The following is a 25072-nucleotide window of genomic DNA, read 5'->3' on the forward strand; positions in this document are numbered from 1 at the left end:
GGGTCTGACCCACTCCGACCACCTACGGCTTGTCGGCGCCGACGACCCACATGGCGAAGAACTGCGAGCCGCCGCCGTAGGCGTGGCCCACGGCGGTGCGGGCCCCCTCGACCTGGTGGTCGCCGGCGGTGCCCCGGACCTGCATGGCCGCCTCGGCGAAGCGGAGCATGCCCGACGCCCCGATGGGGTTGGTGCAGAGCACGCCGCCGGACATGTTGACCGGCAGGTCGCCGTCGAGGGCGGTGGCGCCCTCCTCGGTCATCTTCCAGCCGTCGCCGGGCTCGGCGAAGCCGAGGTTCTCGAGCCACATGGGCTCGAACCAGCTGAACGGGACGTACATCTCGACGCAGTCGACGTCCTTGCGGGGGTCGGTGATGCCCGCCTGCTTGTAGACGTCGGCCGCGCAGAGGGCGCCGCCCAGCGGCAGGACCGTGTCGCGCTCGGCCGACAGGGTCGGCTCGGACCGCATGGCCGTGCCCTTGATCCACGCCGGCTGGCGCCCCTCGGCGGCCGCCGCCTCGGCCACCTTCTCCGAGCCCAGCACCAGGGCGCAGGCACCGTCGCTCGACGGGCACGTCTCGGCGTAGCGGATCGGGTCCCACAGCATCATCGACTCCTTGATGGAGTCGAAGGTGATGTCGTGCTCGTGCAGGTGGGCGTAGGGGTTCTTGAGCCCGTTCTGGCGGTCCTTCAGGGCCACGAGCATCCCGATGTGGTCGGGTGAGCCCGAGCGGCGGATGTAGCTGCGCACGTGAGGGGCGAAGTAGCCGCCGGCGCCGGCGTGCAGCGGCGGGGTGAACGGGATCGGCAGCGAGAGGGCCCACATGGCCTCGCTCTCGGACTGCTTCTCGAAGGCGACGGTGAGGACCCGCTCGTGGATGCCGGCCTCGATGAGCTGGCTGGCCACGATCGCGGTCGAGCCGCCGACCGAGCCGGCGGTGTGGACCCGGAAGAGCGGCTTGCCGGTGGCGCCGAGGGCGTCGGCCAGGAACAGCTCCGGCATCATCACCCCCTCGAAGAAGTCGGGCGCCTTGCCGATCACGACGGCGTCGACGTCGGCCCACGTCATCTGGGCGTCGTCGAGGGCCCGCGAGGCGGCCTCCCGCACGAGCCCGGCCATGGAGACGTCGCCCCGCGTGGCCTGGTGCTTGGTCTGGCCGATGCCGACGACGGCGACCCTGTCCTTGCCCATCAGGCGTCCCCTTCCAGGACCGTGACCAGGTTCTGCTGCAGGCAGGGCCCGCTGGTGGCGTGGGCGACGCCGCGCTGGGCGTCCCCCGCCGAGATGCGGGTGGCGACCTCGCCGATGCGGATGAGGCCGGCGGCCATCATCACGTTGGCGGCGAGCGCCCCTCCCGACGGGTTGACGCTCACGTCGTCGCCCAGGCCGAGGGCCTCCCGCAGGATCAGCTCCTGGTGGGTGAACGGGGCGTGGAGCTCGGCCACGTCGACCGGGCCGTCGGCGACCCCGGCCTTGTCGGCCGCGATGCGGGTCGACGCGCTGACGGTGAGGTCGCGCAGCCCGAGGTGGATCGGCTCGATGCGGTGGTCGATGCCCCGGATCCAGGCCGGGCGCTCGACCTTCTCCCGGGCGACGTCGCCGGCGGCGAGCACGATGGCGGCGGCGCCATCGGTGATCGGCGGGCAGTCGCCCTTCCGCAGCGGGGCGATGTGGTAGCCGTCAGCCAGGTGGTCGGCTGCGGGCCGGTCCCACGCCAGCTGGGCGTTGGGGTTGTCGAGGGCCGCCTTGCGGCTGCGGACGGCGACCTCGGCCATGTCGTCCTCGGTGCCCTTCCCGGCATCGAGCCAGGCCTGGGCCTGGAGCGCCGCCAGGCTCACCGCGTCGGGCCAGAGCGGGCCGGTGAGGATCGGGTCGAGCTGACGGGTCAGCACCATGGGCAGGTCGCCCGGCGACGACTTCGAGTAGCAGTAGACGAGGGCGGTGTCGAGCTCCCCGAGCTGGAGCTTCACCCAGGCCTCGTAGAGGGCGAAGGCCCCGTCCATCTCGACGTGGCTCTCCTGGATCGGGGGCCAGGGGCCGACCGAGTCGAGCGTCGACACGAAGCTGAAGCCCACGCCGGCGAGGTAGTCGGTCGAGCCCGAGCAGGTGAACCCGATGTCGTCGATGGTCATGTCGACCTGGCCCAGCGCGGTGTGCACCGCGGGCATGAGCATCTCGACCTCGTTGAGCTCGGCCACCCGCCGTCTGGCGGGCGTCTGGGCGAAGCTGATGACGGCGATGTCGCGCATCAGGCCCGACCTCCTTGGCCGGTGCGGGGGTTGCGGACGAGGGCCTCGGTGGGGGCCACGCCTCCGACCCAGGACCCCAGGCCGGTGCCGTGGTCCTCGCCCGGGATCCGGACCGAGGTGTCGTCGGGCTCGCCGTTGGGCTTGAACCACTTGATCGACTCGAGCGTCGGCTCGATGTCGGCGTCGTCGCGCCACACCGCCTCGACCCGCATGCCGATGTGGACCTCGTCGGCCGGCACCTCCTGGATGAGGTGCATGATCGAGAGGTCGGCGCCGTCCAGGAGGATCAGGGCGCTGACGTAGGGGATCTCCATCACCGAGCCGTAGAACTGGACGTTCACGACGCAGAACGAGGTGACGGTGCCGACCTGGGCCACCTCGACCTCGATCGGCGTGGCCTGGCCCAGCTCGGGGTCGGCGCCGCGGGGCGGCACGTAGACCCGGCTGTCGGCGTTCGCCCGCTGGCCGATGATCTTCTTCTGGGTGAGGCCCCGGAGGAAGCGGGTGGTGGCGTCGCCGGCGGTGAACTCGTAGTCGAGCTGGGCCGGCGTGCGGACGCTCTTGACCGGTTCGACGTCGCGGAGGGACTCGGGGAGGCTGACCTCGGGCGGCATCAGGCGCTCCCCTCCCCGGACGAGACCTCGAAGCAGGCGATGTCGGTGATGTGGCCCTCGCGCTCGTCGGCCCACCGGGGCACCACGCGGGTCCCCGGACCGACGGCGTCGGGGCCGCTGGCGGCGACGGCGTGGAGCATCGGGGTGTCGGCCCCGTCGAGGGTGATCAGGGCCCAGGCGAAGGGCTCGTCGAGCGGGTGCTTGTCGTGCGGCGCCGTCACCCACGCCGCCGTCTGCACGGTGCCGCCGGGCCCGACCTCGACCAGCTCGGTCAGGTCCTCGCCCGTCACCGGGTCGAACTCGGCGGGCGGCACGATGACCCGTCCGTCGGCGGCCTTCGAGCCCACCAGCACCTGCTCGCGCAGGCCGGTGAGGAAGGCGCCGACGACGGGCCCCGTCGTCCGCTTGAACGGGTACTCGATGACCAGCGGAGCCGACAGGACCTCGGCAGCATTGACCTGGTCAGGCACTGAGCTCTCCTCGGCTGGCGCCTCGGAGGGAGGGCGCTGTGCTTGCTGGGTCGCTGGCGCTCCAGGTGAGCACCTCAGAGGGTTCCGTCGGTGGGGCCACGGCCGGAGACTAGAACACGTTCTCGTTCGGCGGGCAAGCACCAGGCCCGATGCCGCGACGGCTTCGATGGCGTGCCCCGATGACGTCGTCACAGACCCGGTGGACCGTCCCCGTCGAAGAGGCTGACCCATGCGTACATCTCCCCGCCCATGACCCAGGCAGTGTCGTGCGGTCCCACGCCCTGCCAGCCCAGCCGCAGGGCGGTGGCGAGGGCCTCGTCAGCCCAGAGGGCCCGGTGCTCGGACGACCGGGCCACGTGCCACACCAGCTTCCACAGCGGCAGCCCGGATCGCAGCCGGCCGATCCAGTAGGCCCGTCCGTCGGGCTCGGCCGGGCGCTCGAGGGCGGTGGCGTAGAGGTGGTCGACGATCTGGTCCGGTGTCATCCCCGCGTAGGTCGCCCGGGCTTCGGCCGATGCGCCGAAGAGGCGGGCCATGCGGTCGCCGGCGAGCCCACCCTGGAGCCGGTCGGCCCAGTACCGGAGCCCCCCCGTGTCGGGCGGGCGGCCGAAGAAGGCGACGTACTGCCGGGTCGCCTCGCCCACCGATGCGTCGACCTGCGGCTCGCGCACCATGCGCAGCACCATCTCCCGGTTGGGAGTCTCCCCGGCGACGAGCTCGGCCACGAGGTCGTCGTGCTCGGCCGGGCCCACCGGTCGCCGCGGCAGCGGCGCCAGCACCTCGTCGACGAACTGGTCGGGCGAGCCCCACGGCTCCCACTCGGACCCGAACGAGAGCGGCACCCGATCGCTCATCAGGCCCTCGTAGACCAGGGACAGGGTGCAGGGCGACGTGCGGCAGTCGTGGAGGCCCGTCGGCAGGGGCAGGTACCGGTGGACGCGCGTGGTGTCCACGTTCGAATGGATGTGCTGGCTGGCGGCCTCGAACTCCGACCAGACCGGCACGTCCGTCCTCGACGGGCCCACGACGCAGTCCCGCTCCAGGTCGGGCTCCGCCACCTCCCGGCAGGTGGTCACCAGCAGCGGCTGCTCGCTTCCCGGGACGCCCTCGGGCCAGCCCTCGGTGGACAGGTGGACGTCACTGCCCTCGTGGAGCTGCGTCGTCGGCGACGCCACCAGGGTCGGGCGGGCCTGCGCCGCCGCTGGCGCACCGCCGGTGGGCAGCGACAGAGCCGCCGCGATCGCACCCAGGGCCAGGACGCGCCGCCATCGCTCCGTCATCCTCCGCCATCGGCGCTCGGCGTCCCGGCTTGAGAGGGTGCCGCATGCTCCTCGAGCCGTTCGTCAGTAGAGGGCGGGGATGAAGCGCTGGGAGGTCTTCGGGGGGCGGATGTGGGACCCCTTCTGCGGCGGCCGGGGCGGCAGCTCCAGGGGCGGCGGGGTCAGGTCCTCGTAGGGGACCAGCGAGAGCAGGTGGCTGATGCAGTTCAGGCGGGCCAGGCGCTTGTCGTCGGCGTCGACGACCCACCACGGGCTGCCGTCGGTGTCGGTGCGGGCGAACATCAGGTCCTTGGCCCGGGAGTAGTCCTGCCACCGGTTGCGGGACTCGATGTCCATCGGCGACAGCTTCCAGCGCTTGGTCGGCGTCGTCAGCCGCTTCTGGAACCGCCGCTCCTGCTCGTCGTCGCTGACCGAGAACCAGTATTTCACCAGCTGGATGCCGTCCCGCTGGAGCATGTCCTCGAACAACGGGGCGGCGCGGAGGAACTCCTCGACCTCGTTCTCGTCGGCGAAGCCCATCACCCGCTCGACACCGGCCCGGTTGTACCAGGAGCGGTCGAACAGCACGATCTCCCCCGCCGCCGGCAGCTGCTCGACGTAGCGCTGGAAGTACCACTGCGTCCGCTCGCGGTCGCTCGGGGTGCCGAGGGCGACGACGCGCACGAGGCGCGGGTTCGTGACCTCGGTGATCCGGGTGATCACGCCGCCCTTGCCGGCGGCGTCGCGGCCCTCGAACAAGACGACGACCCGGTGCCCCTCGGCCCGCACCCACTCCTGGAGCTTCACCAGCTCGACCTGGAGCCGGCCCAGCTCCTCCTCGTAGGCCGCCTTCTTCAGGCTCCCGTCCTCCTTGTAGGCGTCGGGGCCGAGGACCTTGGTCACGGGCCCCGTCCTACCACCGTCGCCGAGCACGGCGCGGCCTCAGCCCGTGAACCGGGCGACGGCGCCGACCGGGACGGCGGGCGGCGCCGGGCCGCTCACCGGCGGGATCGGGGTGTCGACGTCGGGATCGATGCCGGGAGGGACGACGGCGGGCTCACAGGAGTCGAAGACCTCGGGGGCCTCCCCGATCCAGTCCACCTCGCGTGCGGGCGGGGCGCCGGCCAGCACGCCCAGCAGCCAGGTGGCCCGGTCGGGCGCCGACTCGTCGCTCACCTCGACGTGCCCCTCGTCGTCGTACATCCACACCCGCAGGTCGGTGCCGAGGTCGGTGAGGCCAGCGCAGATGGTCTCGGTGAGGAACCGGGCGACGGTGCCGTCGCCCTCGCTGGCGACCATCAGGACGGGGACGTCGATCGGGTCGGACCCGGGCTCGTTGGCGACGAGGGCGTCGCGCCACGCCGGCAGCGTCAGCGGGTCGGCGGCGACGAAGTCCTCGATGTCGCCGCCGTCGAAGGCGCTGTAGGCGCAGCGGTCGGGGTCGGAGTCCCGGGCGGCGAAGTCCTCGTAGGCCGCCTCCCCCTCCGGCGTGAGCAGCTGGGTGCGGTCGAGGTCGGGGCGGGCGGCCACGATGCCGGTCAGGCCGATCCCCAGGTAGGCGCGGGCGCTGGGCAGGGCGTCGCGCGCGGCGTAGATGGCGCTGAGCAGGGTGGGGGCGGCGACGGGGGCGATGCCGCGCAGGTCGACGTCGGGGGCGTACCCGGCGGCGTGCTCCGACCCGGCGTAGAGCGTGGCGTGGCCACCCTGGGACATGCCGCTCACGGCCGCCGGGCCGGTGCCCCCGAAGGCGCGGGCGGCCCGGATCGAGTCCAGCACCGCCCGGCCGGCGCTGATGCCATCGAGGTAGGGGTGCACGCCCGGGGTCCCCAGGCCGGCGTAGTCGGTCGCCACCACGATGGCGCCCCCGGCCAGCAGGGCCGAGACGTCGTCGTAGACGATGGAGCCGTCGGACTGGACGGACACCGACGGTGCGCAGCCGTCGCTGATCCCCACCGTCCCGTGGGGCACCGCCACCACCGGGCGTCCGCCGGCGGGGGCGGGCACGCCGGTCGGCACCAGGAGCGCGCCGGACACGGCGATGGAGCCGCCGAAGCGGTCCGTCGAGCGGTAGAGCAGCTGATGGCCGTCGACGGCGAAGGCGTAGGTGGCGACGGGGAACGGGGCGGAGTCGATGACCGACCCGGGCGGTCCCGATGGAAGCGGGTCGGGCACCGGCAGGAGACCGACCGGCGGGGCCGGGAACCCCGGGTCCTGGGCCGCCACCGCGCCGGGGGCGAGGAGCCCGCAGACAAGGGCCAGGGCGACCGCCGTCGCTCGTCGTCGTCCTCGCACCGTGCCTCCCCCGATCGTCCGCCGGCAGCGAGCCTACGACGTGGCCGTCACGTGCACAGGCCGTCGTCGGTGACGCCGCGGGCGCACAGGGCGGTGGCCTCGACGGTCTTCAGTCCGAAGCCCTCGCCGCTGGGGTCGGGGGTGGCGAAGACGTGCAGCCGCTCGCCCCGGAGGGAGTCGTCGGCCAGGCCGAGCACGTCGACGGTGATCTCGCCGAGGTCGCCGACGGTGGGACCGTCGACGACGGTGACCGTCGGCTGCGGCCCCTCCCCGGCCGGCGCCCGGGCGGCGGCGACGGCCTCCCCGATGGCGAGCATCGTCTCGCCGGCGATGCCCTGGCCGACCTCGGACGTGACGTCGGTGGTGCCGCCCAGCTGGGCCACGTACTGGCCGTTGACCCAGCCGGTGGTGCCCTCGGCCTCGAGCTCGACCCACAGCGAGTCGTCCTCGAGCGTCCGGTTCCGTCCCGTGGCGGTGGCGTCGGCGGCCAGCGGGCCGAGCTCGACGACGACGTCGAAGGAGGTGCCGGGCCCGGCGCGGACGTTCAGGGTGTCGTCGGCCTCGACGCCCACCACGGCGAGGACGGCGCCCTCGTAGGGGTAGATGTCGATGGGCTCGCCGGGCAGGTCCTCGTCGGGGACCGACGGAGTCGACGAGGTTCCGTCGGCGGCGGTCGTGGTCGTCGAGCCGTCGGCGGCGGTGGTGGTGTCGGTCGCGGACGACGACGCGCCGCCGGCCTCGGTGGTCGACGATGCGGTCGTCTCGTCCTCGTCGCCGCCGTCGTCGCCGCACCCGGCCGCCCCGAGCACGAGCACCACGGCGACGGCGACGGTCAGGGCGAGGGGGCGACGCATGGTGTCCACCGTAGGAGCCGAGCCCGGGCCCTGCGGTCCGCGCCTAGAACGTGTTCTCGTTTTCCGCCTAGGCTCGGGGCATGGGAGATCTCGGGTTCTGGAGGCTGGCGGAGGCGGACGGCGACTGGCTGGCGGTCGTGGACCCGGCGGGCGGCGAGCACCGCGCCGGGGACCTGCTGGCCCGCTGCAACCAGGCCGCCCACGCCCTGCGGGGGCTCGGCCTGGGCGAGGGCGACACCCTCGCCGTGCTCCTGCCCAACTCGATCGAGCTCATCGAGCTGTTCCTCGCCGCCCTCCAGATCGGCGTGCGCATCACGCCGATCAACTTCCACCTGGTGGGCCCGGAGGTGGCGTACATCCTCGACGACAGCGACGCCAAGGCCTTCGTGGCCCACGAGCGCTTCGCCGCCGTCGTCACCAAGGCGGTCGACGAGGCCGGCTTCCCCGCTGACGCCCGCTTCGCCGTCGGGTCGATCGACGGGTTCCGGCCCTACGCAGAGCTGTTCGACGGCGAGCCGACCACCGCCCCCGAGGGGCGCACCACGGGGGCGGCGATGCACTACACGTCGGGCACCACCGGGCGGCCGAAGGGCGTGAAGCGCCCGCTCGCCGGCATCGACCCCAGCGACATGTCCGAGCTGATGGCCTACCTGCCCAACCTGTTCGGCATCGGGCCCCACGACGGCCACGTGCACCTCACCGTCTCGCCGCTCTACCACACGGCCGTGCTGATGTGGACGGGCAACGCCCTCGCCCTCGGCCACACCGTGGTGCTCATGGACAAGTGGTCGGCCGAGGAGACGCTGCGCCTGATCGACCGCCACCGGGTGACCTACTCGCACATGGTGCCGACCCAGTTCGTGCGCCTGCTCGACCTCCCCGAGGAGACCCGGGCCTCCTACGACGTGTCGTCGCTGCGGAACATGGTCCACGGCGCGGCGCCGTGCCCCCACGAGATCAAGCGGCGGATGATCGAGTGGTGGGGGGACACGATCCAGGAGTACTACGCCGCCACCGAGGGCGGCGGCACGCTCATCTCGGCCAAGGAGTGGATGGAGCGACCCGGCTCGGTCGGCACGGCGTGGCCCGGCAGCGAGATCCGCATCTACGACGACGAGGCCAACCAGCTCGGCCCCGGCCAGATCGGCACCGTCTACATGCAGCTCATGGCCGACTTCGAGTACAAGGGCGACTCGGCCAAGACCGAGGCCAACCGCATCGGGAGCTTCTTCACGGTCGGCGACCTGGGCGAGCTCGACGCCGACGGCTACCTGTACCTCCGCGACCGCAAGAGCGACATGATCATCTCCGGCGGGGTGAACATCTACCCGGCCGAGATCGAGGGCGAGCTGATCAACCACCCCAAGGTCCAGGACGTCGCCGTGTTCGGCATCCCCCACCCCGACTGGGGCGAGGAGATCAAGGCCGTCGTCGAGACGCCGCAGGGCGTCGAGGGCACCCCCGAGGTCGAGGCCGAGATCCTCGAGTGGGCCGCCACCCGCATGGCCAAGTTCAAGCTGCCCAGGTCGGTCGACTTCGTCGACGCCCTGCCGCGCGAGCCCAACGGGAAGCTGATCAAGCGCCGCCTCCGCGACCCCTACTGGGCCGACCAGCAGTCCCAGATCTGACCCCCACCCCCGACGTCAGTCGAACTGGGGGTCCTCGTGGCGGGTGCGCTTCAGCTCGAAGAAGTGGGGGTAGCCGGCGAGGAGGACGGCGCCGTCCCACACCTTGCCGGCGTCCTCGCCGCGGGGGATGCGGCTGAGCACCGGGCCGAAGAAGGCGACGCCGTTGACGTGGATCGTCGGCGTCCCGACGTCGTCGCCGACGGCGTCCATGCCCTCGTGGTGGCTCTTGCGCAGGGCGTCGTCGAGCTCGTCGGAGTCGTAGACGTCGAACAGCGAGGCGGGGAGCCCGGCGTCCTCGAGACCGGCCTTGACGATCGCCGGCAGGTCCTCCTCGCCCCGGTCGTGGATCCGGGTGCCGACGGCGGTGTAGTACGCCGCCAGGCCCTCCTGGCCGTGGTCGCGCTCGACGGCGATCGCCACGCGAACCGGGCCCCAGCCCTTCTCCATCAGCTCCTGGTAGTGCTCGGGCAGGTCGCGGCCCTCGTTCAGCACGGCGAGGCTCATCACGTGGAAGGTGGCGTCGATGTCCCGCACCTCCTCCACCTCGAGGATCCAGCGCGAGGTGATCCAGCACCACGGGCACAGGGGGTCGAACCAGAAGTCGACGCGGTCGCGATCAGCCATGGGGGCCCTCCAGGGGGGTGACGGGTGCCGTCGGTCTACCGAGTTGGGGAGCCCGTTCCACCCCGATAGGCATGCCGGATGCTGCGCACCATCCAGGGCACCGACGTCCCCGCCATCGGCTTCGGCACCTGGGAGCTGGTCGGCGACGACACCTTCCCCGGGGTCACCGCCGCCCTCGAGCTGGGCTACCGCCACATCGACACCGCCCAGGCCTACGGCAACGAGGCGGCCGTGGGCGAGGCCATCACCGCCTCCGGCATCGACCGGGACGAGATCTTCCTCACGACCAAGGTGTGGAACGACAACCTGACGCCCGAGGCGATCAAGAGCTCGACCTACGAGAGCCTCTCGAAGCTGCAGACCGACCACGTCGACCTGCTCTTGATGCACTGGCCGCTCAGGCTCGACCAGCTGGAGACCAACCTGGCCGCCTTCGTCGAGCTGGCCGAGGCCGGCGCGGCCCGTCACATCGGCGTCAGCAACTTCCCGCCCGACCTGCTCCGCCGGGCGCTCGACGCCGCCCCGATCTTCACCGACCAGGTCGAGCACCACGCCTACCTGGCCCAGCCCGAGCTGCTCGCCCTCACCGCCGAGCACGGCATCCTCTTCACCGCGTACTCCCCCCTGGCTCGCGGCGACCTGCTCACCGACGCCGCGGTGGTCGCCATCGCCGAGGAGCGGGGGGCGACCCCGGCCCAGGTGCTGCTGCGCTGGGTCCTCGACGAGGGCGACCACGTGTCGGTCATCCCCAAGGCCACGGCCCGGGAGCGCATCGAGGAGAACCTCGGTGCCCTCGACGTCGAGCTCACCCAGGGCGACCGTGACGTGCTCGCCGCCCTCGACCGCGGCCGCCGCCAGGTCGACCCTCCCTGGGCTCCCGACTGGGCCCGGTAGTCCCGCCGCCCGGCGCTAGGCCCGGCTGCCGAGACCGTTCGACGACAGGTAGCTGATCAGCCCGGCCGGGTTGCGGCTCTGCATGAGGACCTCGCCGGGGCCGGTGAACTCGAAGACGAACCCCTCGCCCGTCTTGGCCGACTGGATGAAGCTGCCCTGGGCGGCGCGGCGCAGCTGGTACTGGATGTTGGCGTGGGCGGCGACGAAGTGGCCCGAGTCGACGACGACGGTCTGACCGGCCTCGAGGGCGATGCGGTCGATGGCCCCGAAGGCCGAGATGACCAGCGAGCCCTGGCCCCCCGCCTGGAGGAGGAAGGCGCCCTCGCCGCCGGCGAACATCTTCATGCCGGTGAACTGGGTGTCGACGGTGACGTTGGTGTCCGACCCGAGGAAGGCGCCCTTCGAGAGCAGCCACGGGTTGACGCCGTCCATCGGGATGACGGCGAGGTCGCCGGGGAGGTTGGCGGCCAGGTCGACCCAGCCGCCGCCGGGCCCGGCGGTGAGGGTCGTGATGAAGAACGACTCACCGCCGAGGGCGGCCCGCTTGAGCGACTTCATCACCCCGCCCTGGGCCTTGGCCTCGAGGTGGGTGTCGGCGGCCATGGCCATCATGGCCCCGGACTCGGCCCGCAGCGGCTCGTTGGGGGCGAGGAGGCAGCGAGCGATGGCGAAGCTGGGCTGATGGCGGAGCTGGACGTCCATGGTCGCCATCTTGGCCGGTCCGGACGGCGACAGGTGCCGCACGGATGGTGCCTGGCACCATCCGTGTCAGCTGAACTGGTCGAGCAGGAGGCGGCTGGCGTTGGTGATCTCGGTGCTCACGTCGGTGGTGCCCGCCCAGCCGTTGACCCAGCCCAGCAGGGCGCCGTACCAGACGAAGTTGAGGACCCGGGCGACCTCGGCCCGCACCTCGGGGTCGAGGTCCTCGGGCATGGCCCGGTCCATGACCCGGGCGAACGAGCCGGCCACCTCGCCCTGGCACGACGCCGCGCCCTGGTCGGGCGAGGAGATGGCCAAGATGACCGCCTCGGTGAGCTTGGGCTGGCGCTCCATGGCCTCGGTGGCCCGCCGGAGAACGTCGCCGACCCGCTCGGCCGGGGTGGCCCCCTTGGGGGGACGCCGGGCGATGCGGCGCTCGAGGTCGTTGGTCCAGGTGACCAACGAGGCGGCCAGCAGGTGGTCCTTGGAGGAGAAGTAGCGGTAGATCGTCCCCAGGGCGACCTCGGAGCGGGCCGCCACGTCGCGCATCTGCACGGCGTCGTAGCCCCCCTCGGCGGCCAGGTCGAGGGCGGCGCGGATCACCCGCTCGCGACGCGCCGCCTGGGCGACGGTGAGGCTGCTGGTGTCGGTGGCTGCGCTCACGATCCTCCGAACCTACCGCCGGCCGCCCACCAGCTCGCGGAAGGGCACGTCGTCGACGGCCGCCTCGCGCGGCAGGCCCAGGACCCGCTCGCCGATGATGTTCCGCTGGACCTCGTTCGAGCCGCCGGCGATGCCGATGGCCGGCGCGTGCAGGAACCGGGCCTGCCAGGCGCCACCTCCCGGGCCCCCGCCGTCCCGCATCCCGTCGGGACCGAGCAGGGCGAGGGCGGCCCCGCCCAGGCGGCGGAGGTACTCGGCGGCGAAGAGCTTCATGATCGACGTCTCGGCACCCGGCTGGGGGCCCTGGCTGAGCGCCGTCTGGAGCCGATAGCCGTGGTAGGTCTGGATCCGCTGCCGGATCCAGCAGTCGACCAGCGCCTGGCGGAGCACCGGGTCGTCACCCCGCCCCATCTCGGTGGCCAGGGCGCAGAGGGCGGCGGCGTCGGAGGCCTTGTTGCCCCCGGCGATGAGCCCCCGCTCGTTGGCGAGGGTCGTCGCCGTCACCGCCCAACCGCCGTGGACCTCGCCCAGCACGCCGTCGCAGGGGATGCGGACACCGTCGAGGAAGACCTCGCTGAAGTGGCTGGACCCCGTCATCTGGCGCAGGGGCCGGATCTCGATCCCCGGCGACCGCATGTCCACGAGGAAGTAGGTGATGCCCCTGCGCTTGGTGGCGTCGGGGTCGGTGCGGGCCAGCAGGATCCCCCAGTCGGCGTGGTCGGCCGACGACGTCCACACCTTCTGCCCGTCGACGACCCACTGGTCGCCGTCGCGCACGGCACGGGTGCGGAGGGCGGCCAGGTCGCTGCCGGCCTCGGGCTCGCTGAACAGCTGGCACCACATCTCGTCGCCCCGGAGCATGGGGCGGAGGAAGCGCTCCTTCTGGGCGTCGGTCCCGTGGCGCAGGATCGTGGGCCCGGCCATGCCGATGCCGACGGCGAAGGGCCCGACGGTCACGCCGTAGCGGGCCATCTCCTGGTTCCAGATCGACGACTCGAGCGAGCCCTCGCCCCGCCCCCCGTACTCGGTCGGCCACGTGTTCCCGGCCCAGCCGTGCTCGAACAGGGTGCGCTGCCAGGCCTTGGCCCGGGCGACGTGCGTCGCCGCGTCCGCCGTCCCCTCGAGGTAGCCGCCGGAGAAGTCCTCGGCGCTCCCCTTGGCCGGGGCGTGGGCGTCGAGCCACGCCCGGGCGGCGGCGCGGAAGGAGGCCTCCCGGGGGGTGTCGTCGAAGTCCACCCCGATGAGATTAGAACAGGTTCTCGTTCTGATGACCGCCCGGCGCCCCGTCGACCGTTCCGTGGGAGGCTGCCGGGCGACGCCGACGCACGAGGGACGAGGGTGAGCTCATGGAGCGACTGACCGGGCTGGACGCCGCCTTCTTGTACCTCGAGACCCCGACGCACCACATGCACGTGGCCATGACGATGGTGCTCGACCCGGCGACCATGCCCGACGGGTACTCCTTCGAGGCCATCAAGGACTTCATCGCGTCGCGGACGGACCGCATCGCCCCGTTCCGCCGTCGCCTGGTGTCGGTGCCCCTCAACCTCCACCACCCGGTGTGGGTCGAGGACCCCCACTTCGACATCGACTACCACATCCGCCGCATGGGGGCGCCGGCGCCCGGCGGGCGTCGGGAGCTGGGCGAGATGGCGGCCCAGATCGCCAGCGTGCCGCTCGACCGCTCCCGGCCGCTGTGGGCGATGTGGGTCATCGAGGGGCTCAAGCAGGGCCGCATCGCCGTGGTGTCCAAGGTCCACCACTGCGCCATCGACGGGGCCAGCGGCGCCGAGCTGATGGTCCACCTCTTCGACCTGGACCCGAAGGACGCGGTGGTGACGGGTCCTCCGCCCGAGCTGCCGTCGGAGCGGATCCCCAACGAGGTCGAGCTGATCGGCCACGCCATCACCTCGAAGGTGCGGCGGACCATGGGCCTGGGCGGGCTGCTCAACGAGACGGCCCGCAGCGTGTCGCGCGTGGTCAGAGCCCGGCGCGACCCCGAGGGCCTGGTCGGGGCGGCCCCGCTCACCGCACCCCGCGTCCCGTGGAACGGGCCCACCTCCGGCCGGCGCGACGTCGGCTTCGCCCGGGTCCCGCTGGCCACGGTGAAGGACCTCAAGACGGCCCTCGGGTGCACCGTCAACGACGTGGTCCTGGCCCTGTGCGCCGGCACCCTCCGCCGCTACCTCGCCGAGCACGACGCCCTGCCCGAGGAGCCCCTCGTGGCCGTCTGCCCGGTGTCGGTCCGCGCCGAGTCCGACACCGCCGGGTCGAACAAGGTGTCGGCCCTTTTCACCTCGCTCGCCACCCAGCTCGACGATCCGATCGAGCGGTTGGACGCGATCCGCACCACGACCCGCGGCGCCAAGGAGGAGCACAACGCGGTCGGTGCCACCATGTTGCAGGACTGGGCCGAGTTCGCCGGCCCCAACGTCTTCAACCTGGCGTCGCGGCTCTACTCGGGCATGAACCTGGCCAACGTGCACCGCCCGGTGCACAACCTGATCGTCTCGAACGTGCCCGGCCCGCCCTTCCCGCTGTACTTCGCCGGGGCCGAGGCGGTGGCCGCCTACCCGATGGGCCCGGTGATGGAGGGCTGCGGCCTCAACATCACCGTGTTCAGCTACCAGGAGTCGGTCGACATCGGCTTCATGGTGGACAAGGAGCTGGTGCCCGACGTGTGGACCATGGCCGAGGCCGTCGAGCCCGCCCTCGACGAGCTGGTGACGGCGGCCGGGCTCGCCCGCCCGGCCCCACCGGCCCGCACGCCGGCGAAGCGGACGAAGAAGGCAGGCCCGGCCCGGGCGCGCTCCGCGTCCTGACCGCCGGCCGAGCTCAGCCGGCGGCGACCACGGCGACGACCACCGCCACCGCGAGCGCCACGATGGCGGTCCCCACCCAGCCGATGATCACGCCGGCCAGGGCCAGCCCCCGGCCGTTCGTGCCCCGCTCGGCGATGCGCCGCAGGGCGATGTGGCCCAGGACCGCCCCGACGGGGCAGGCGAGGATCGGCAGGAGGAAGCTGAAGCCCAGCACCAGCCCGATGAGCGACGTGAGGAACGACCCCAGGGCCATCCCCTCCATGGGCGGGGGCGGCGGCGGGTACCACCCCGGTGCCGGGCCGTAGCCCGGGGGGACGCCGTACCCCGGGGGCGGCCCGTACCCCGGCGGCGGCCCGTACCCGGAGGGTGGTTCGTACCCGTACCCCGGTGGTGGACCGGACCCGGGGGGCTCGGAGGCCGGCGGCCAGGATGCCGGTGACGGGCCGCTCCACGGCATCGGATCCGGGCCGAGCGGGGGCGGGGAGATCCAGACCGACCCGCCGGCGGCGTCGCCCGCCCCGACGGGACCGGGCCCGACGGCGCCGTCGACCTTGGTCAGGTCGACGCCTTGCACCTGCGTGGGATCGGCGGACGCCCACCGCGGGTCGCCGGCGTCGTCCTCCACCGCCCCGCCGCAGTGCGGGCACACGACGTCGGTGGCCCCCACCGACGAGGAGCAGAGCATGCAGTGCGCCATCGCCGCCGCAGGCTACCCGTGACCCCGCCTGGTAGGACGAGCAGATGACCGCACTGCTCGCCTTCGCCGGGGTGCTGCTGGTCGCGGTCCTCGTGTCGGAGCGGGCGCACCGGACCGTGCTGTCCACGGCCGTCGTCTTCCTCGTGGCCGGGTTCCTCCTCGGCGACGAGGTGCTGGGCGCGGTCGACCTGGGGTCGGGCGACGAGCCCGTCGGGGTCGTCGCCGAGCTGGCCCTCTTCGCCGTCCTCTTCACCGACGGGATGAAGGTCGGCGTCAGGGAGCTGCGCACCGCCTGGCGGCTCCCGGGACGGGCGCTGCTCGTGGGCCTGCCCCTGACGATCGTCGTCATCGCCGTCTTCGGCCGCTTCGTCGCCGGGCTGCCCTGGGCCGAGGCGTTCCTCATCGGCGCCGCCCTCAGCCCGACCGACCCCGTCTTCGCCTCCGCCATCGTGGGCCGGGACGAGGTGCCGCGCCGGCTGCGCCACCTCCTCAACGTGGAGAGCGGGCTGAACGACGGGCTCGCCCTCCCGATCGTCCTCGTCCTGCTGTCGGTGATCACCGACGAGGGCGCCGACGCCACCAGCCTGGCGGGGGAGGTCCTGCTCGGCGTGGCCCTGGGGGTCGCCATCCCCTGGTTGGCCATCCGGCTCGAGCGGAGCCGCTTCCTCTCGGCGTCGACGCCCTACGAGCCGCTCAACGCCCTCGCCATCGGCCTCCTCGTCCTGGCCGCCGCCTCCCTGACCCACGCCAACGAGTTCCTCGCCGCCTTCGCCGCCGGTGTCACGGTGGCGACGATGAGCCCGGCGGTGCGGGACGCCTTCCACCGCTTCGGCGACCTCCTCGCCGAGCTGTTGAAGCTGGGCGCGCTCATGCTCTTCGGGGCCCTCATCTCCCCGTCGTTCCTCCGGGAGATCCCGCTCAGCGGCTACCTGTTCGCCCTGCTGGTCCTGGTCGCGGCGCGCCCGATGGCCCTCGCGGTGTCCTTCGCCCGCAGCGGGCTGACCCGGAAGGAGTGGTACGCGGCCGCGTGGTTCGGTCCGAAGGGCTTCGCCTCGGTGGTCTACGGCATCATCATCCTGGAGGCCGGGACCGGGCGCAGCGACGAGCTGTTCCACCTGATCGCGCTCGCCGTCGTCGCGTCGATCCTCGCCCACTCGTCGACCGACGTGCTCGTCGCCCGTCGCTTCGCCGAGCCCCCGCCAGCCGGACCGACGGCGAGGGCGCGACCGGTGACCCTGGCGCCCGACGACGCCGTCGACCAGGCGGTCGGGGCCCTCTCCGCCTGCGCCGACGCAGCGGCGGCGTGCGCCACGGGGTGGGAGGCGAGCGACGACGAGGCCCGGGCGCACGGTGCGCACCTGGCGCGCGACTGCGCCGAGCTGTGCCGGGTGACCGAGCACGTCCTGTCGACCCCGGACGACCTCCACGACGACGTGGCTCTGCCGCTGCTCCGTGCCTGCGTGGCCGCCTGCCACGGCACGGCGGTCGCCCTCGACGCCGCCGACAGGCCGGCAGGGCCGTGCGCCGGCACCGCCGACGCCTGCCGCCATGCGGAGGATGCCTGCCTCAGCCTGCTGGGCGCCCTCCGCTGAGGACAGCCGACCGGACCGGCCGAGGGGTGTTCCCTCAGAACCCGCGACGAAAACGAGAACGTGTTCTCGTTCTCTCTGGTACAACCGGGGGATGGCGTTCAACATCGCTGACCTGTTCGAGCGCGCCGTCGACGCCGTCGGCGACCGCACCGCCCTCGTCGTGGGCGACGACCGGCTCTCGTTCGCGCAGGTCGAGGAGCGGGCGAACCGCCTGGCCCACCACCTGGCCGACGCCGGCGTCGGCGTCGGCGACCACGTCGGGGTCCACGGGCAGAACTCCACGGAGTGGATGGTCGCCATGATGGCGGCGTTCAAGCTGCGGGCCGTCCCGATCAACATCAACTTCCGCTACGTCGAGGACGAGCTGGCGTACCTCTTCGACAACGCCGACCTCGTCGCCCTCGTCCACGACGTGGCCTACGCCCCGCGGGTCGCCGCCGTGGCGCCGAAGATCGCCCACCTCCGCCACCTCGTGGCCATGCCCGGGCCGCCGGACGACGAGTCCCGGGCGGCGGCCACCGAGGCCGACGTGCAGGCGGCGCTGGCGCGGCTCGGCTCGGTCTCCTTCGCCGACGCCCTGGCCTCCGGCTCCCCGGCGCGGGACTTCGACGAGCGCTCCCCCGACGACCGCTACGTCCTCTACACGGGCGGGACGACGGGCATGCCGAAGGGCGTGGTGTGGCGCCACGAGGACGTCTTCTACGCCCTCGGTGGGGGGATCGACGCCTACACCCAGGAGCGGGTCACCTCCGACGCGCAGCTGGCCGAGAAGGCGGCCGCCACCGAGACCCCGATGGTCACCCTGTCGGCCCCGCCGCTGATGCACGGGGCCGCCCAGTGGTCGACCCTGCGCTTCTGGTTCGAGGGTGGCACCGTCGTGTTCGTCCCCCGCTTCACGCCCCACGGCATCTGGGAGGCGATCGCCCGCGAGAAGGTGAACACGGTGATGATCACCGGCGACGCCATGGCCCGCCCGATGATCGAGGCCCTCGAGGAGGACCCGGGACGCTACGACCTGTCGTCGCTCTTCGTCGTCTCCTCCAGCGCCGCCGTGTTCTCCCCCACGGTCAAGGACCGCTACCTCGAGCTGCTCCCGAACGCCCTCATCATCGACTCGATCGGGTCGAGCGAGGGTGGCATGAACGGCATGGTCGCGGTGCAGAAGGGCCACACCGAGATGAAGGGCGGCGGGCCCACGGTCGACCCGTCCCGCGACGCCGTGGTCCTCGACGACGACCTGGAACCGGTGACCCCGGGGTCGGGGGTGATCGGCCGGGTGGCCCGGGGCGGCAACATCCCCGTCGGGTACTACAAGGACGAGGCCAAGACCGCCGCCACCTTCGTCGTCGCCGCCGACGGCCGGCGCTACGTGGTGCCCGGCGACTACGCCACGGTCGAGGCCGACGGCAGCATCACCCTGCTGGGCCGGGGCTCGGTCTGCATCAACTCCGGGGGTGAGAAGATCTTCCCCGAGGAGGTCGAGGCCGCCCTCAAGGCCCATCCCGACGTCTACGACGTGGTGGTCGTGGGCGTGCCCGACGAGCGGTGGGGGTCGACGGTCGCCGCCGTCGTGCAGCCCCGCCACCCCGGCGCCCCGCCCACGCTCGACGACCTCGACGCCCACTGCCGCTCCCGCATCGCCGGCTACAAGGTGCCCCGCCAGCTCCACCTGGTCGGCGAGATCGTCCGCTCCCCCGCCGGCAAGCCCGACTACCCGTGGGCCCAGCGGGTCGCCCAGGGCGCCCGCCTCTCCTGAGGGGTGGGACGCGACGTGCCCGGCACGTCGCGTGCCGTCTCGCGCAACTCCGTCGGATCCGATCGTCGGCTCGCCCTACGGTCCCGGGATGACCGAGGTGCGGATGAAGGACTGGTGCATCGCCGCCCTCGACCCGGAGCGGGTCGGACGGTTCTGGGGCGCGGCGCTGGGCCTCGACCGGTGGGTCCACACCCGCCCCGGCGTCGTCGGGGTGGGTCCGCAGGGCACGGCGCAGCTCTGGATCAACCGCACCGACCAGGCCAAGGTCGTGAAGGACAGGGTGCACCCGGACCTGCTCGTGCCCGACCTCGACCGGCTGCTCGCCCTCGGGGCGACGGTGCACTCCGAGCAGGACGTCTTCACCGTGCTGGCCGACCCCGAGGGCCACGAGATGTGCGCCTTCCCGGGCGGGGACCCCGAGGGACCGCCCGCCACCGTCTTCGCCTGGTGCACCGACAGCGCCCGGCCGGTGGAGGTCGCGGCGTGGTGGGCGGCGCGCACGGGGGCGACCGTCGGCCCCGGTCCCGACGGCACCCCCCGCTACCTCCACGGCGTGCCCGGCCTCGGGGACGTGACGTGGAAGTTCGTCCCGGTCGACGACGAGCGGGTCGGTGAGAACCGGGTCCACTGGGACCTGGAGGGCGATGCAGACGAGCTGGAGGCAGCCGGCGCCACCGTCGCCCGCCGCCCCGACGGCGACATCGACTGGACCGTCATGCGCGACCCCGACGGCAACGTCTTCTGCTGCTTCGCCCCGTAGGGACGGCCTCGCCCCCGGGCGCTCGGCGACCTACTCGCCGGTGAAGACCGGCGGCCGCTTCTCGGCGAAGGCGCGGGGGCCCTCCTTGGCGTCCTTGGTGCCGAAGATGATCGGCTCCCCGATGGTGAGCTCGTGGGCCAGGCCGTCGGCCTCGGTCATGCCCGCCGTCTCCCGCATCGAGCGCAGCACCGCCTTGACCGCCAGCGGCCCGTTGGCGGCGACGAGGTCGGCCAGCTCCCGGGCCCTGGCCAGCGCCTGACCGGCCGGCACCACGTGGCCGACGAGCCCGATGGCCTTGGCCTCCTCGGCGCTGATCCGCCGCCCGGTGAGGAGCAGGTCGGCGGCGTTGGTGAACCCGATCTGGCGCTGGAGGCGCACCGTCGAGCCGCCCAGCGGGAACAGCCCCCGCTGGACCTCGGCGATGGCGAACTCGGCGGTGTCGCCGGCGACGCGGATCTCGGTGGCCTGCAGGATCTCGGTGCCGCCGGCGACGCAGTAGCCCTCGACGGCGGCGACGATCGGCTTCGACGGCCGGAAGTGGCGCAGCAGCGCCTTCCAGTGCATGTCGGGGTCCTCGCTCCACCGGGCCTGCACGTCGTCGGGCATCCCCCCGGCCAGGGCCTTGAGGTCCATGCCCGAGCAGAAGCACCCCTCGGCCCCGGTGAGGATCCCGACCCGCAGCTCGGGGTCCTCGTCCAGCAGCTTCCACGCGTCGGCGGCCCGGACGAGCATGTCCGGGCTGAAGGCGTTGCGGGCCTCGGGCCGGTTCATGGTGACGGTCAGCACGTGGCCGTCACGCTCGACGAGCAGGTCGGGAGAGCCCTCGGTCATGCCCCGACCCTAGGGCAACGACCTAGAACGCGTTCTACTTCTTGTCGAGCGGGTCGGCGCGGAGCGGCTCGCGTCGGACCCGTGGCGCCTGGCCGCCACCGGCGGGCGAGGTCTCCACCGCGTGACCCGTGTGGTCGGCCGCGGCGTCCACCCGCTTGGCCAGGTCGACGTCGGGCGCCGACCCACCGGTCCGGGGGGCCGCGCCGTTGGTCAGCGCCGCCTCGATGCGCCCGAGGGCGTCGATCGTGCGGTCGGTCTGCACCTGGTGCTCGTGGACGATCCGGGCCAGCCAGAACCGGAACAGCCGGGCCAGCGAGAAGCGGGTGATGAGGGCGCAGCCGAGGACGATCAGCCCGAGGCCCAGCGCCCCGCCGGAGAGGGCGTAGGGGATCTGCTCGGCCGGGCTGCTGGTGCCCGACGCCCCCCAGTAGCCGATGAGGACGGCGATGATGCCGACGGCGACGATCACACCCCCGGCGACGAGCATCATCCGCTCGCGGTCGGCGTTGGGCTCGGGGACGTGGATCTGGCTCACCCGGTCGGCGAGCCCCGCCGCCGGCGAGCTGGCGAGTGGCGCAGACGATCCGGGCGAGCTGGCGGGGGGCGCAGACGGCGCGGGTCCGCCGGTGGGCGTCGGGTCGGTCATGAGGAGGCTCCCAGGTAGGCGGCGGACAGCTCGGACTCGATGGCGGAGGGGTGGCCCACGGACGTGATGCGACCGTTGGCCATGATGGCGGCGACGTCGGCCACGCCGAGGACGGTGCGGGCGAACTGCTCGACCACCAGCACCGACACGCCGTGGCGGGTGATGCGGTGCACCTGCTGGTAGAGCTCGTCGACGATGATCGGGGCCAGGCCCATCGACAGCTCGTCGAGCAGCAGGAGCGACGGCGAGGTGACCAGGGCCCGGGCCAGCGACAGCATCTGCTGCTCGCCGCCGGACAGCGTCCCGGCCAGCTGGTCTCGGCGGGCGCCCAGCTTGGGGAAGATGCCGTAGGTCCGGTCCTCGACGTCGGCCATCCTCACCCCCCGGTAGGTGGCCATGCGGAGGTTCTCGCGCACGGTCAGGGACCGGAACACGCCCCGTCCCTCGGGCACGGTGCAGAGGCCGGCCGCGGCCAGGTCCTCCGGGGCCGCGCCGGTGACGCGACGACCGGCGACGAAGACGTCGCCCTCGGTCGGGCGCATCTGGCCGCTGGCCACGCACAGGGTGGTCGTCTTCCCGGCGCCGTTGGGCCCCAGCAGAGCCACGACCTTGCCCGCCGGCACGACGAGGTCCACCCCGTGCAGGACCTCGATCTTGCCGTAGCCGGCCCTGACGCCCCGCAGCTCCAGGACGGGGGGACCGCTGTCGTCGCCGACGGCCGCGACGCTGTCACCGACGAGGGCGGACACGTCGATGTGGGTGTCGAGGTCGTCGTCGGCGGGCCGGCCGTGGCCGTTGGTCGTCGCCTTGCCGAGCTCGGGGCTCATCGGGCCGCCTCCGCCACGGGGGTGGCCCCGAGGTAGGCCTCGATGACGCGATGGTCGCCCTGGACCTCGGCCGGTGTCCCGTGGGCGAGCACCCGCCCGAGGTCGAGGACGTAGACGTCCGACGCCAGCCGCATCACCAGCGGGACGTCGTGCTCGACGAGCAGGATCCCGAGCCCGGCGTCGGCCAGCTCCTCCAGCACCGAGGCGAAGTGCTCGGTCTCGGCCTCGTCGAGCCCCGAGGCCGGCTCGTCGAGCAGCAGCAGCCGGGGCCGGGTGGCCAGGGCCCGGGCCAGCTCGACCATGCGGGCGGTGCCGGTGGGCAGCTCCTCGGCCCGCACGTCGGCCAGGTCGCCCAGCCCGAGGTGCTCGAGCAGCATCGCCGTCTCCTCGACCGCGCTGGTGTCGGTGGCGGCGCCGGGCACCCGAGGGGCCCGCTGGCCACCGCCCTGGCGGCGGAGGAGCTCGGCGGCGAGGAGGACGTTCTCGGCGACCGACAGCGATCCGAACAGCTCGAGGCGCTGGAAGGTCCGGCCCATGCCCAACCGGGCGCGCTTGTGGGCGGCCATCCCGCTGATGTCGCGCCCGTCCCACAGGACGAGGCCGGAGCTGGGGCGCTCGAGCCCGGTGATGACGTTGAACGTCGTCGTCTTGCCGGCGCCGTTCGGCCCGATGAGGCCGGTGATGCGGCCGTCCTCGGCGAAGAGGCTGGCGTCCGACACGGCGACGTTGCCGCCGAAGCGGACGGTGACGGAGCGCAGCTCGAGCAGAGGTGCGGCCGGGCTCATGATCCGCTCCTCGGCCCGACCGGCTCCGGTCGACCCCAGCTCAGGCCGAGCACGTGGTCGAGGTGGGCGACGTCCTCGGCGTCCAGCCGCCGTCCGCTGCTCAGCATCTGCTCGGGCTCCCTGGTGGCCGGGCGTCGGTCGGCGTCGGGCTCGTCCCGGCCGGCCCGCAGGCGGCCGATCGCCTCCGCCACGTCGGACGCACCGTCGGCGATCTGGCGAGCCGCCCCGTCCGGCGACTGGGCCAGGCCGATGCCGGCCAGACCGGGCAGCACGTTCATCGCGCTCTTGAGCCAGCTCACCTTGTTGCCCAGCAGGGGCATGCCCACGAAGAGGAACGCACCGAACGCCGCCCCGAACACCGAGGTGATGCCGCCGATCACGGCGACGAGCAGGAGGGGCAGGCCGCCGAGGGCGCCCCCCTCGAGCAGGCCGTACTGCGCCAGGCCCACGTTCGACGAGTTCCACATGGCCAGCAGACCGCCGCCGAAGCCGGCGATGGCCGAGGCCAGGACGAAGACCTGGAGCTTGGTGGCGGTCAGGTCCATGCCGAGGGTGACGCAGCCGTCGGGCGAGTCCTTCATGGCCGCCAGCCGCCGCCCGAACGGACCGTTGCGGATGACCGTCAGCCCCACCGCGATGAGGGCGAAGGCGACGGCCATGGCCACGAAGAAGGCCTTGTCGCTCTCGAGGAAACCGGGCCGGTCCGCCCGGGCCCCACCGGTCGCGAACGGGCGGAGGGCGGGGAAGATCGTGTTGTTGCCGTAGACCACGTTCTCCATCAGCAGCGCGAACGCCATGGTGGTGAGGGCGAGGTAGAGGCTCCGCATGCGCAGGGCCGGGAGGGCGACGAAGGCGCCGACGACGGCGCAGATCACCACACCGGCGACGAGCCCGCCCACCGGGCCCATCTTCCACACCGCGCACGCCGCCAGGCCGGAGAGCCCGAGCTGGGCCAACGACACCTGGCCGGCCCAGCCGGTGAGCAGGACGAGCGACAGCATGACGATGCCGAGGGCCAGGCCCTTGCCGTAGTTGAGGCGGGTGGTGACGGTGAACAGCTCGAGCTGGGCCACCACGGCGGCGACGAGGACCAGGGCCCCCATGCCCGCGGCGACCGTCGTGGTCGAGGGCCGGGGGACGCGGAAGTTCAGCTTCTCGGAGCGCAGCCCGCCCCGGTCCTCGCGCAAGACGATCAGCACGACGAGCAGCATCAGAACCGGCACCGCCGAGCCGAGCGTGCCGAGCTTGCCGCTGATGTTCTCGCCGAACCAGTCGTTGATGTCGATCAGGGCCAGGAGCTGCTCGGTCTCGGCCAGGATCAGGGCGCCGAGGAAGGTGAGCGGCAGGCTCCGGAGCCGGCCGACCATGGCGGCGGCGTAGGCCTGGATCACGAGCAGGGTGAGGGCGATCGCCGTGAACTGCGAGAGGTTGGGGGCGATGAGGATGCCGGCCAGGCCGGCCAGGGAGCAGCCCAGCATCCACGCCACCGACGAGACCCGGTCCGGCGAGCGCCCGTTGAGGGCGGTGAGCTCGCGGCTGTCGACGACCGCCCGCATGGCCACGCCCAGCCGGGTGGTGAACAGCAGGGCCCGCAACCCGAAGGCCACGGCCACGGCGATGGCCAGCGACAGGGCCCGGTGGTAGGTGACGTTGACCGAGAACAGCTCGAAGCTCTCGCCCGGGAAGAACCCCGGCAGCGAGTAGCTCTGGTCCTGGGGCCAGAGGATCCCGGCGATCTGGACCAGGGCGAACAGCAACCCGATGGTGGCCACGATGCCGGCGATGGTCGAGGCACCGGCCAGGCGGCGCATGATCACCCGGTCGAGCACGAACCCGATGGCGGGGGCGACGACGAACAGGCACAGGACCAGGGCCAGCCACGGGTTCAGCCCCATGCCCCCACCGAAGAACGCGTCACCCCCCGACGACGTCGAGGTCATCTGCCAGTAGGCGAAGGCCACCACCATGCCGATGGCACCGTGGGCGAAGTTGAAGATGCCCGAGGTCGTGTAGGTGACGACCAGCCCGCTGGCGGCGATGGCGTAGATCGCCGCCGACTGCAGGGCGAAGATGACCAGGTACTGGAGGATCTGCTCCATGGGTGCGGCG

Annotated in this window: 23 protein-coding genes and 1 pseudogene; 6 read left to right on the forward strand and 18 right to left on the reverse strand. The window is 72.9% G+C overall.

What is annotated here, in order from left to right; all coding sequences use genetic code 11:
- Window positions 1-22 precede the first annotated feature (22 nt).
- The 8 genes from HC251_RS17805 to HC251_RS17840 form a co-directional block, all read right to left on the reverse strand.
- Entirely contained in the window at window positions 23-1192 is a 1170-nt protein-coding gene (locus HC251_RS17805) for a thiolase domain-containing protein (RefSeq protein WP_219941953.1), read from the reverse strand.
- On the reverse strand, window positions 1192-2250 hold the full coding sequence (locus HC251_RS17810; RefSeq protein WP_219941954.1) for a thiolase domain-containing protein: 1059 nt from the start codon (window positions 2248-2250) through the stop codon (window positions 1192-1194). Before HC251_RS17810 ends, HC251_RS17805 begins: the two co-directional genes overlap by 1 nt.
- Entirely contained in the window at window positions 2250-2864 is a 615-nt protein-coding gene (locus HC251_RS17815; protein ID WP_219941955.1) for a Zn-ribbon domain-containing OB-fold protein, read from the reverse strand. Before HC251_RS17815 ends, HC251_RS17810 begins: the two co-directional genes overlap by 1 nt.
- On the reverse strand, window positions 2864-3334 hold the full coding sequence (locus HC251_RS17820) for a Zn-ribbon domain-containing OB-fold protein (RefSeq protein WP_255566467.1): 471 nt from the start codon (window positions 3332-3334) through the stop codon (window positions 2864-2866). Before HC251_RS17820 ends, HC251_RS17815 begins: the two co-directional genes overlap by 1 nt.
- A 188-nt stretch (window positions 3335-3522) precedes the next feature.
- Window positions 3523-4614 (reverse strand): DUF4214 domain-containing protein, encoded by a 1092-nt coding sequence (locus HC251_RS17825; RefSeq protein WP_219941957.1) that lies wholly within the window; start codon window positions 4612-4614, stop codon window positions 3523-3525.
- 63 nt (window positions 4615-4677) lie between these two features.
- Window positions 4678-5496, reverse strand: a complete 819-nt coding sequence (ppk2, locus tag HC251_RS17830) for a polyphosphate kinase 2 (protein ID WP_255566468.1) — start codon at window positions 5494-5496, stop codon at window positions 4678-4680.
- A gap of 39 nt (window positions 5497-5535) precedes the next feature.
- On the reverse strand, window positions 5536-6885 hold the full coding sequence (locus tag HC251_RS17835; protein WP_219941959.1) for a lipase family protein: 1350 nt from the start codon (window positions 6883-6885) through the stop codon (window positions 5536-5538).
- Window positions 6886-6932: 47 nt separating this feature from the next.
- Window positions 6933-7739: an SH3 domain-containing protein gene (locus HC251_RS17840; protein WP_219941960.1), complete on the reverse strand. Its 807-nt coding sequence runs from the start codon at window positions 7737-7739 to the stop codon at window positions 6933-6935.
- Between the two features lie 80 nt (window positions 7740-7819).
- Between HC251_RS17840 and HC251_RS17845 the strand changes: the two genes are divergently transcribed.
- The gene (locus HC251_RS17845) at window positions 7820-9367 is read left to right on the forward strand and encodes an acyl-CoA synthetase (RefSeq protein WP_219941961.1); all 1548 of its coding nucleotides are present in this window, start codon (window positions 7820-7822) and stop codon (window positions 9365-9367) included.
- A gap of 15 nt (window positions 9368-9382) precedes the next feature.
- On the opposite strand, the gene HC251_RS17850 is transcribed toward HC251_RS17845, so the two are convergent.
- Complete coding sequence (locus HC251_RS17850; RefSeq protein ID WP_219941962.1) at window positions 9383-9991, reverse strand: DsbA family protein; 609 nt, start codon at window positions 9989-9991, stop codon at window positions 9383-9385.
- A gap of 78 nt (window positions 9992-10069) precedes the next feature.
- On the opposite strand from HC251_RS17850, the gene HC251_RS17855 reads away from it, so the two are divergent.
- Window positions 10070-10885: an aldo/keto reductase gene (locus HC251_RS17855; RefSeq protein WP_219941963.1), complete on the forward strand. Its 816-nt coding sequence runs from the start codon at window positions 10070-10072 to the stop codon at window positions 10883-10885.
- 15 nt (window positions 10886-10900) lie between these two features.
- Here the strand turns inward: HC251_RS17855 and HC251_RS17860 are convergent, their stop codons facing one another.
- The 3 genes from HC251_RS17860 to HC251_RS17870 all read right to left on the reverse strand — a co-directional run bounded on the left by HC251_RS17860 (window position 10901) and on the right by HC251_RS17870 (window position 13483).
- A complete protein-coding gene (locus tag HC251_RS17860) occupies window positions 10901-11587 on the reverse strand; it encodes a TIGR00266 family protein (protein ID WP_219941964.1) in 687 nt (228 codons plus the stop codon).
- Between the two features lie 66 nt (window positions 11588-11653).
- Window positions 11654-12247 (reverse strand): TetR family transcriptional regulator, encoded by a 594-nt coding sequence (locus HC251_RS17865; protein ID WP_219941965.1) that lies wholly within the window; start codon window positions 12245-12247, stop codon window positions 11654-11656.
- Between the two features lie 12 nt (window positions 12248-12259).
- Window positions 12260-13483 carry an acyl-CoA dehydrogenase family protein gene (locus tag HC251_RS17870; protein WP_219941966.1) on the reverse strand — a complete coding sequence of 408 codons (1224 nt, stop codon included), beginning with the start codon at window positions 13481-13483 and terminating at the stop codon, window positions 12260-12262.
- 110 nt (window positions 13484-13593) lie between these two features.
- Here HC251_RS17870 and HC251_RS17875 point away from each other — a divergent pair, with 110 nt between their 5' ends.
- Window positions 13594-15069 carry a wax ester/triacylglycerol synthase family O-acyltransferase gene (locus tag HC251_RS17875; RefSeq protein ID WP_219941967.1) on the forward strand — a complete coding sequence of 492 codons (1476 nt, stop codon included), beginning with the start codon at window positions 13594-13596 and terminating at the stop codon, window positions 15067-15069.
- 13 nt (window positions 15070-15082) lie between these two features.
- Here the strand turns inward: HC251_RS17875 and HC251_RS17880 are convergent, their stop codons facing one another.
- Window positions 15083-15766, reverse strand: a complete 684-nt coding sequence (locus HC251_RS17880; protein WP_219941968.1) for a DUF4190 domain-containing protein — start codon at window positions 15764-15766, stop codon at window positions 15083-15085.
- A 44-nt stretch (window positions 15767-15810) separates the two neighbouring features.
- Here HC251_RS17880 and HC251_RS17885 point away from each other — a divergent pair.
- The 3 genes and pseudogenes from HC251_RS17885 to HC251_RS17895 form a co-directional block, all read left to right on the forward strand.
- Window positions 15811-16953 (forward strand): annotated as a pseudogene (locus HC251_RS17885) (cation:proton antiporter); the annotation flags it as partial.
- Between the two features lie 496 nt (window positions 16954-17449).
- A complete protein-coding gene (locus HC251_RS17890) occupies window positions 17450-19114 on the forward strand; it encodes an acyl-CoA synthetase (protein WP_219941970.1) in 1665 nt (554 codons plus the stop codon).
- A gap of 88 nt (window positions 19115-19202) precedes the next feature.
- Complete coding sequence (locus tag HC251_RS17895) at window positions 19203-19874, forward strand: VOC family protein (RefSeq protein ID WP_219941971.1); 672 nt, start codon at window positions 19203-19205, stop codon at window positions 19872-19874.
- 30 nt (window positions 19875-19904) lie between these two features.
- On the opposite strand, the gene HC251_RS17900 is transcribed toward HC251_RS17895, so the two are convergent.
- Genes HC251_RS17900 through HC251_RS17920 form a run of 5 tightly spaced genes read right to left on the reverse strand, consistent with a single transcriptional unit; the run spans window position 19905 to window position 25062 of the window.
- On the reverse strand, window positions 19905-20705 hold the full coding sequence (locus HC251_RS17900) for a crotonase/enoyl-CoA hydratase family protein (protein WP_219941972.1): 801 nt from the start codon (window positions 20703-20705) through the stop codon (window positions 19905-19907).
- Between the two features lie 34 nt (window positions 20706-20739).
- Window positions 20740-21351 (reverse strand): hypothetical protein, encoded by a 612-nt coding sequence (locus HC251_RS17905; protein WP_219941973.1) that lies wholly within the window; start codon window positions 21349-21351, stop codon window positions 20740-20742.
- Window positions 21348-22178 carry an ABC transporter ATP-binding protein gene (locus HC251_RS17910; RefSeq protein WP_219941974.1) on the reverse strand — a complete coding sequence of 277 codons (831 nt, stop codon included), beginning with the start codon at window positions 22176-22178 and terminating at the stop codon, window positions 21348-21350. Before HC251_RS17910 ends, HC251_RS17905 begins: the two co-directional genes overlap by 4 nt.
- A complete protein-coding gene (locus HC251_RS17915) occupies window positions 22175-22963 on the reverse strand; it encodes an ABC transporter ATP-binding protein (RefSeq protein WP_219941975.1) in 789 nt (262 codons plus the stop codon). Before HC251_RS17915 ends, HC251_RS17910 begins: the two co-directional genes overlap by 4 nt.
- Window positions 22960-25062: an ABC transporter permease gene (locus HC251_RS17920; RefSeq protein WP_219941976.1), complete on the reverse strand. Its 2103-nt coding sequence runs from the start codon at window positions 25060-25062 to the stop codon at window positions 22960-22962. Before HC251_RS17920 ends, HC251_RS17915 begins: the two co-directional genes overlap by 4 nt.
- Window positions 25063-25072 lie beyond the last annotated feature (10 nt).

This window comes from Iamia sp. SCSIO 61187 (assembly GCF_019443745.1).
In the GTDB taxonomy this organism is placed as follows: domain Bacteria; phylum Actinomycetota; class Acidimicrobiia; order Acidimicrobiales; family Iamiaceae; genus Iamia.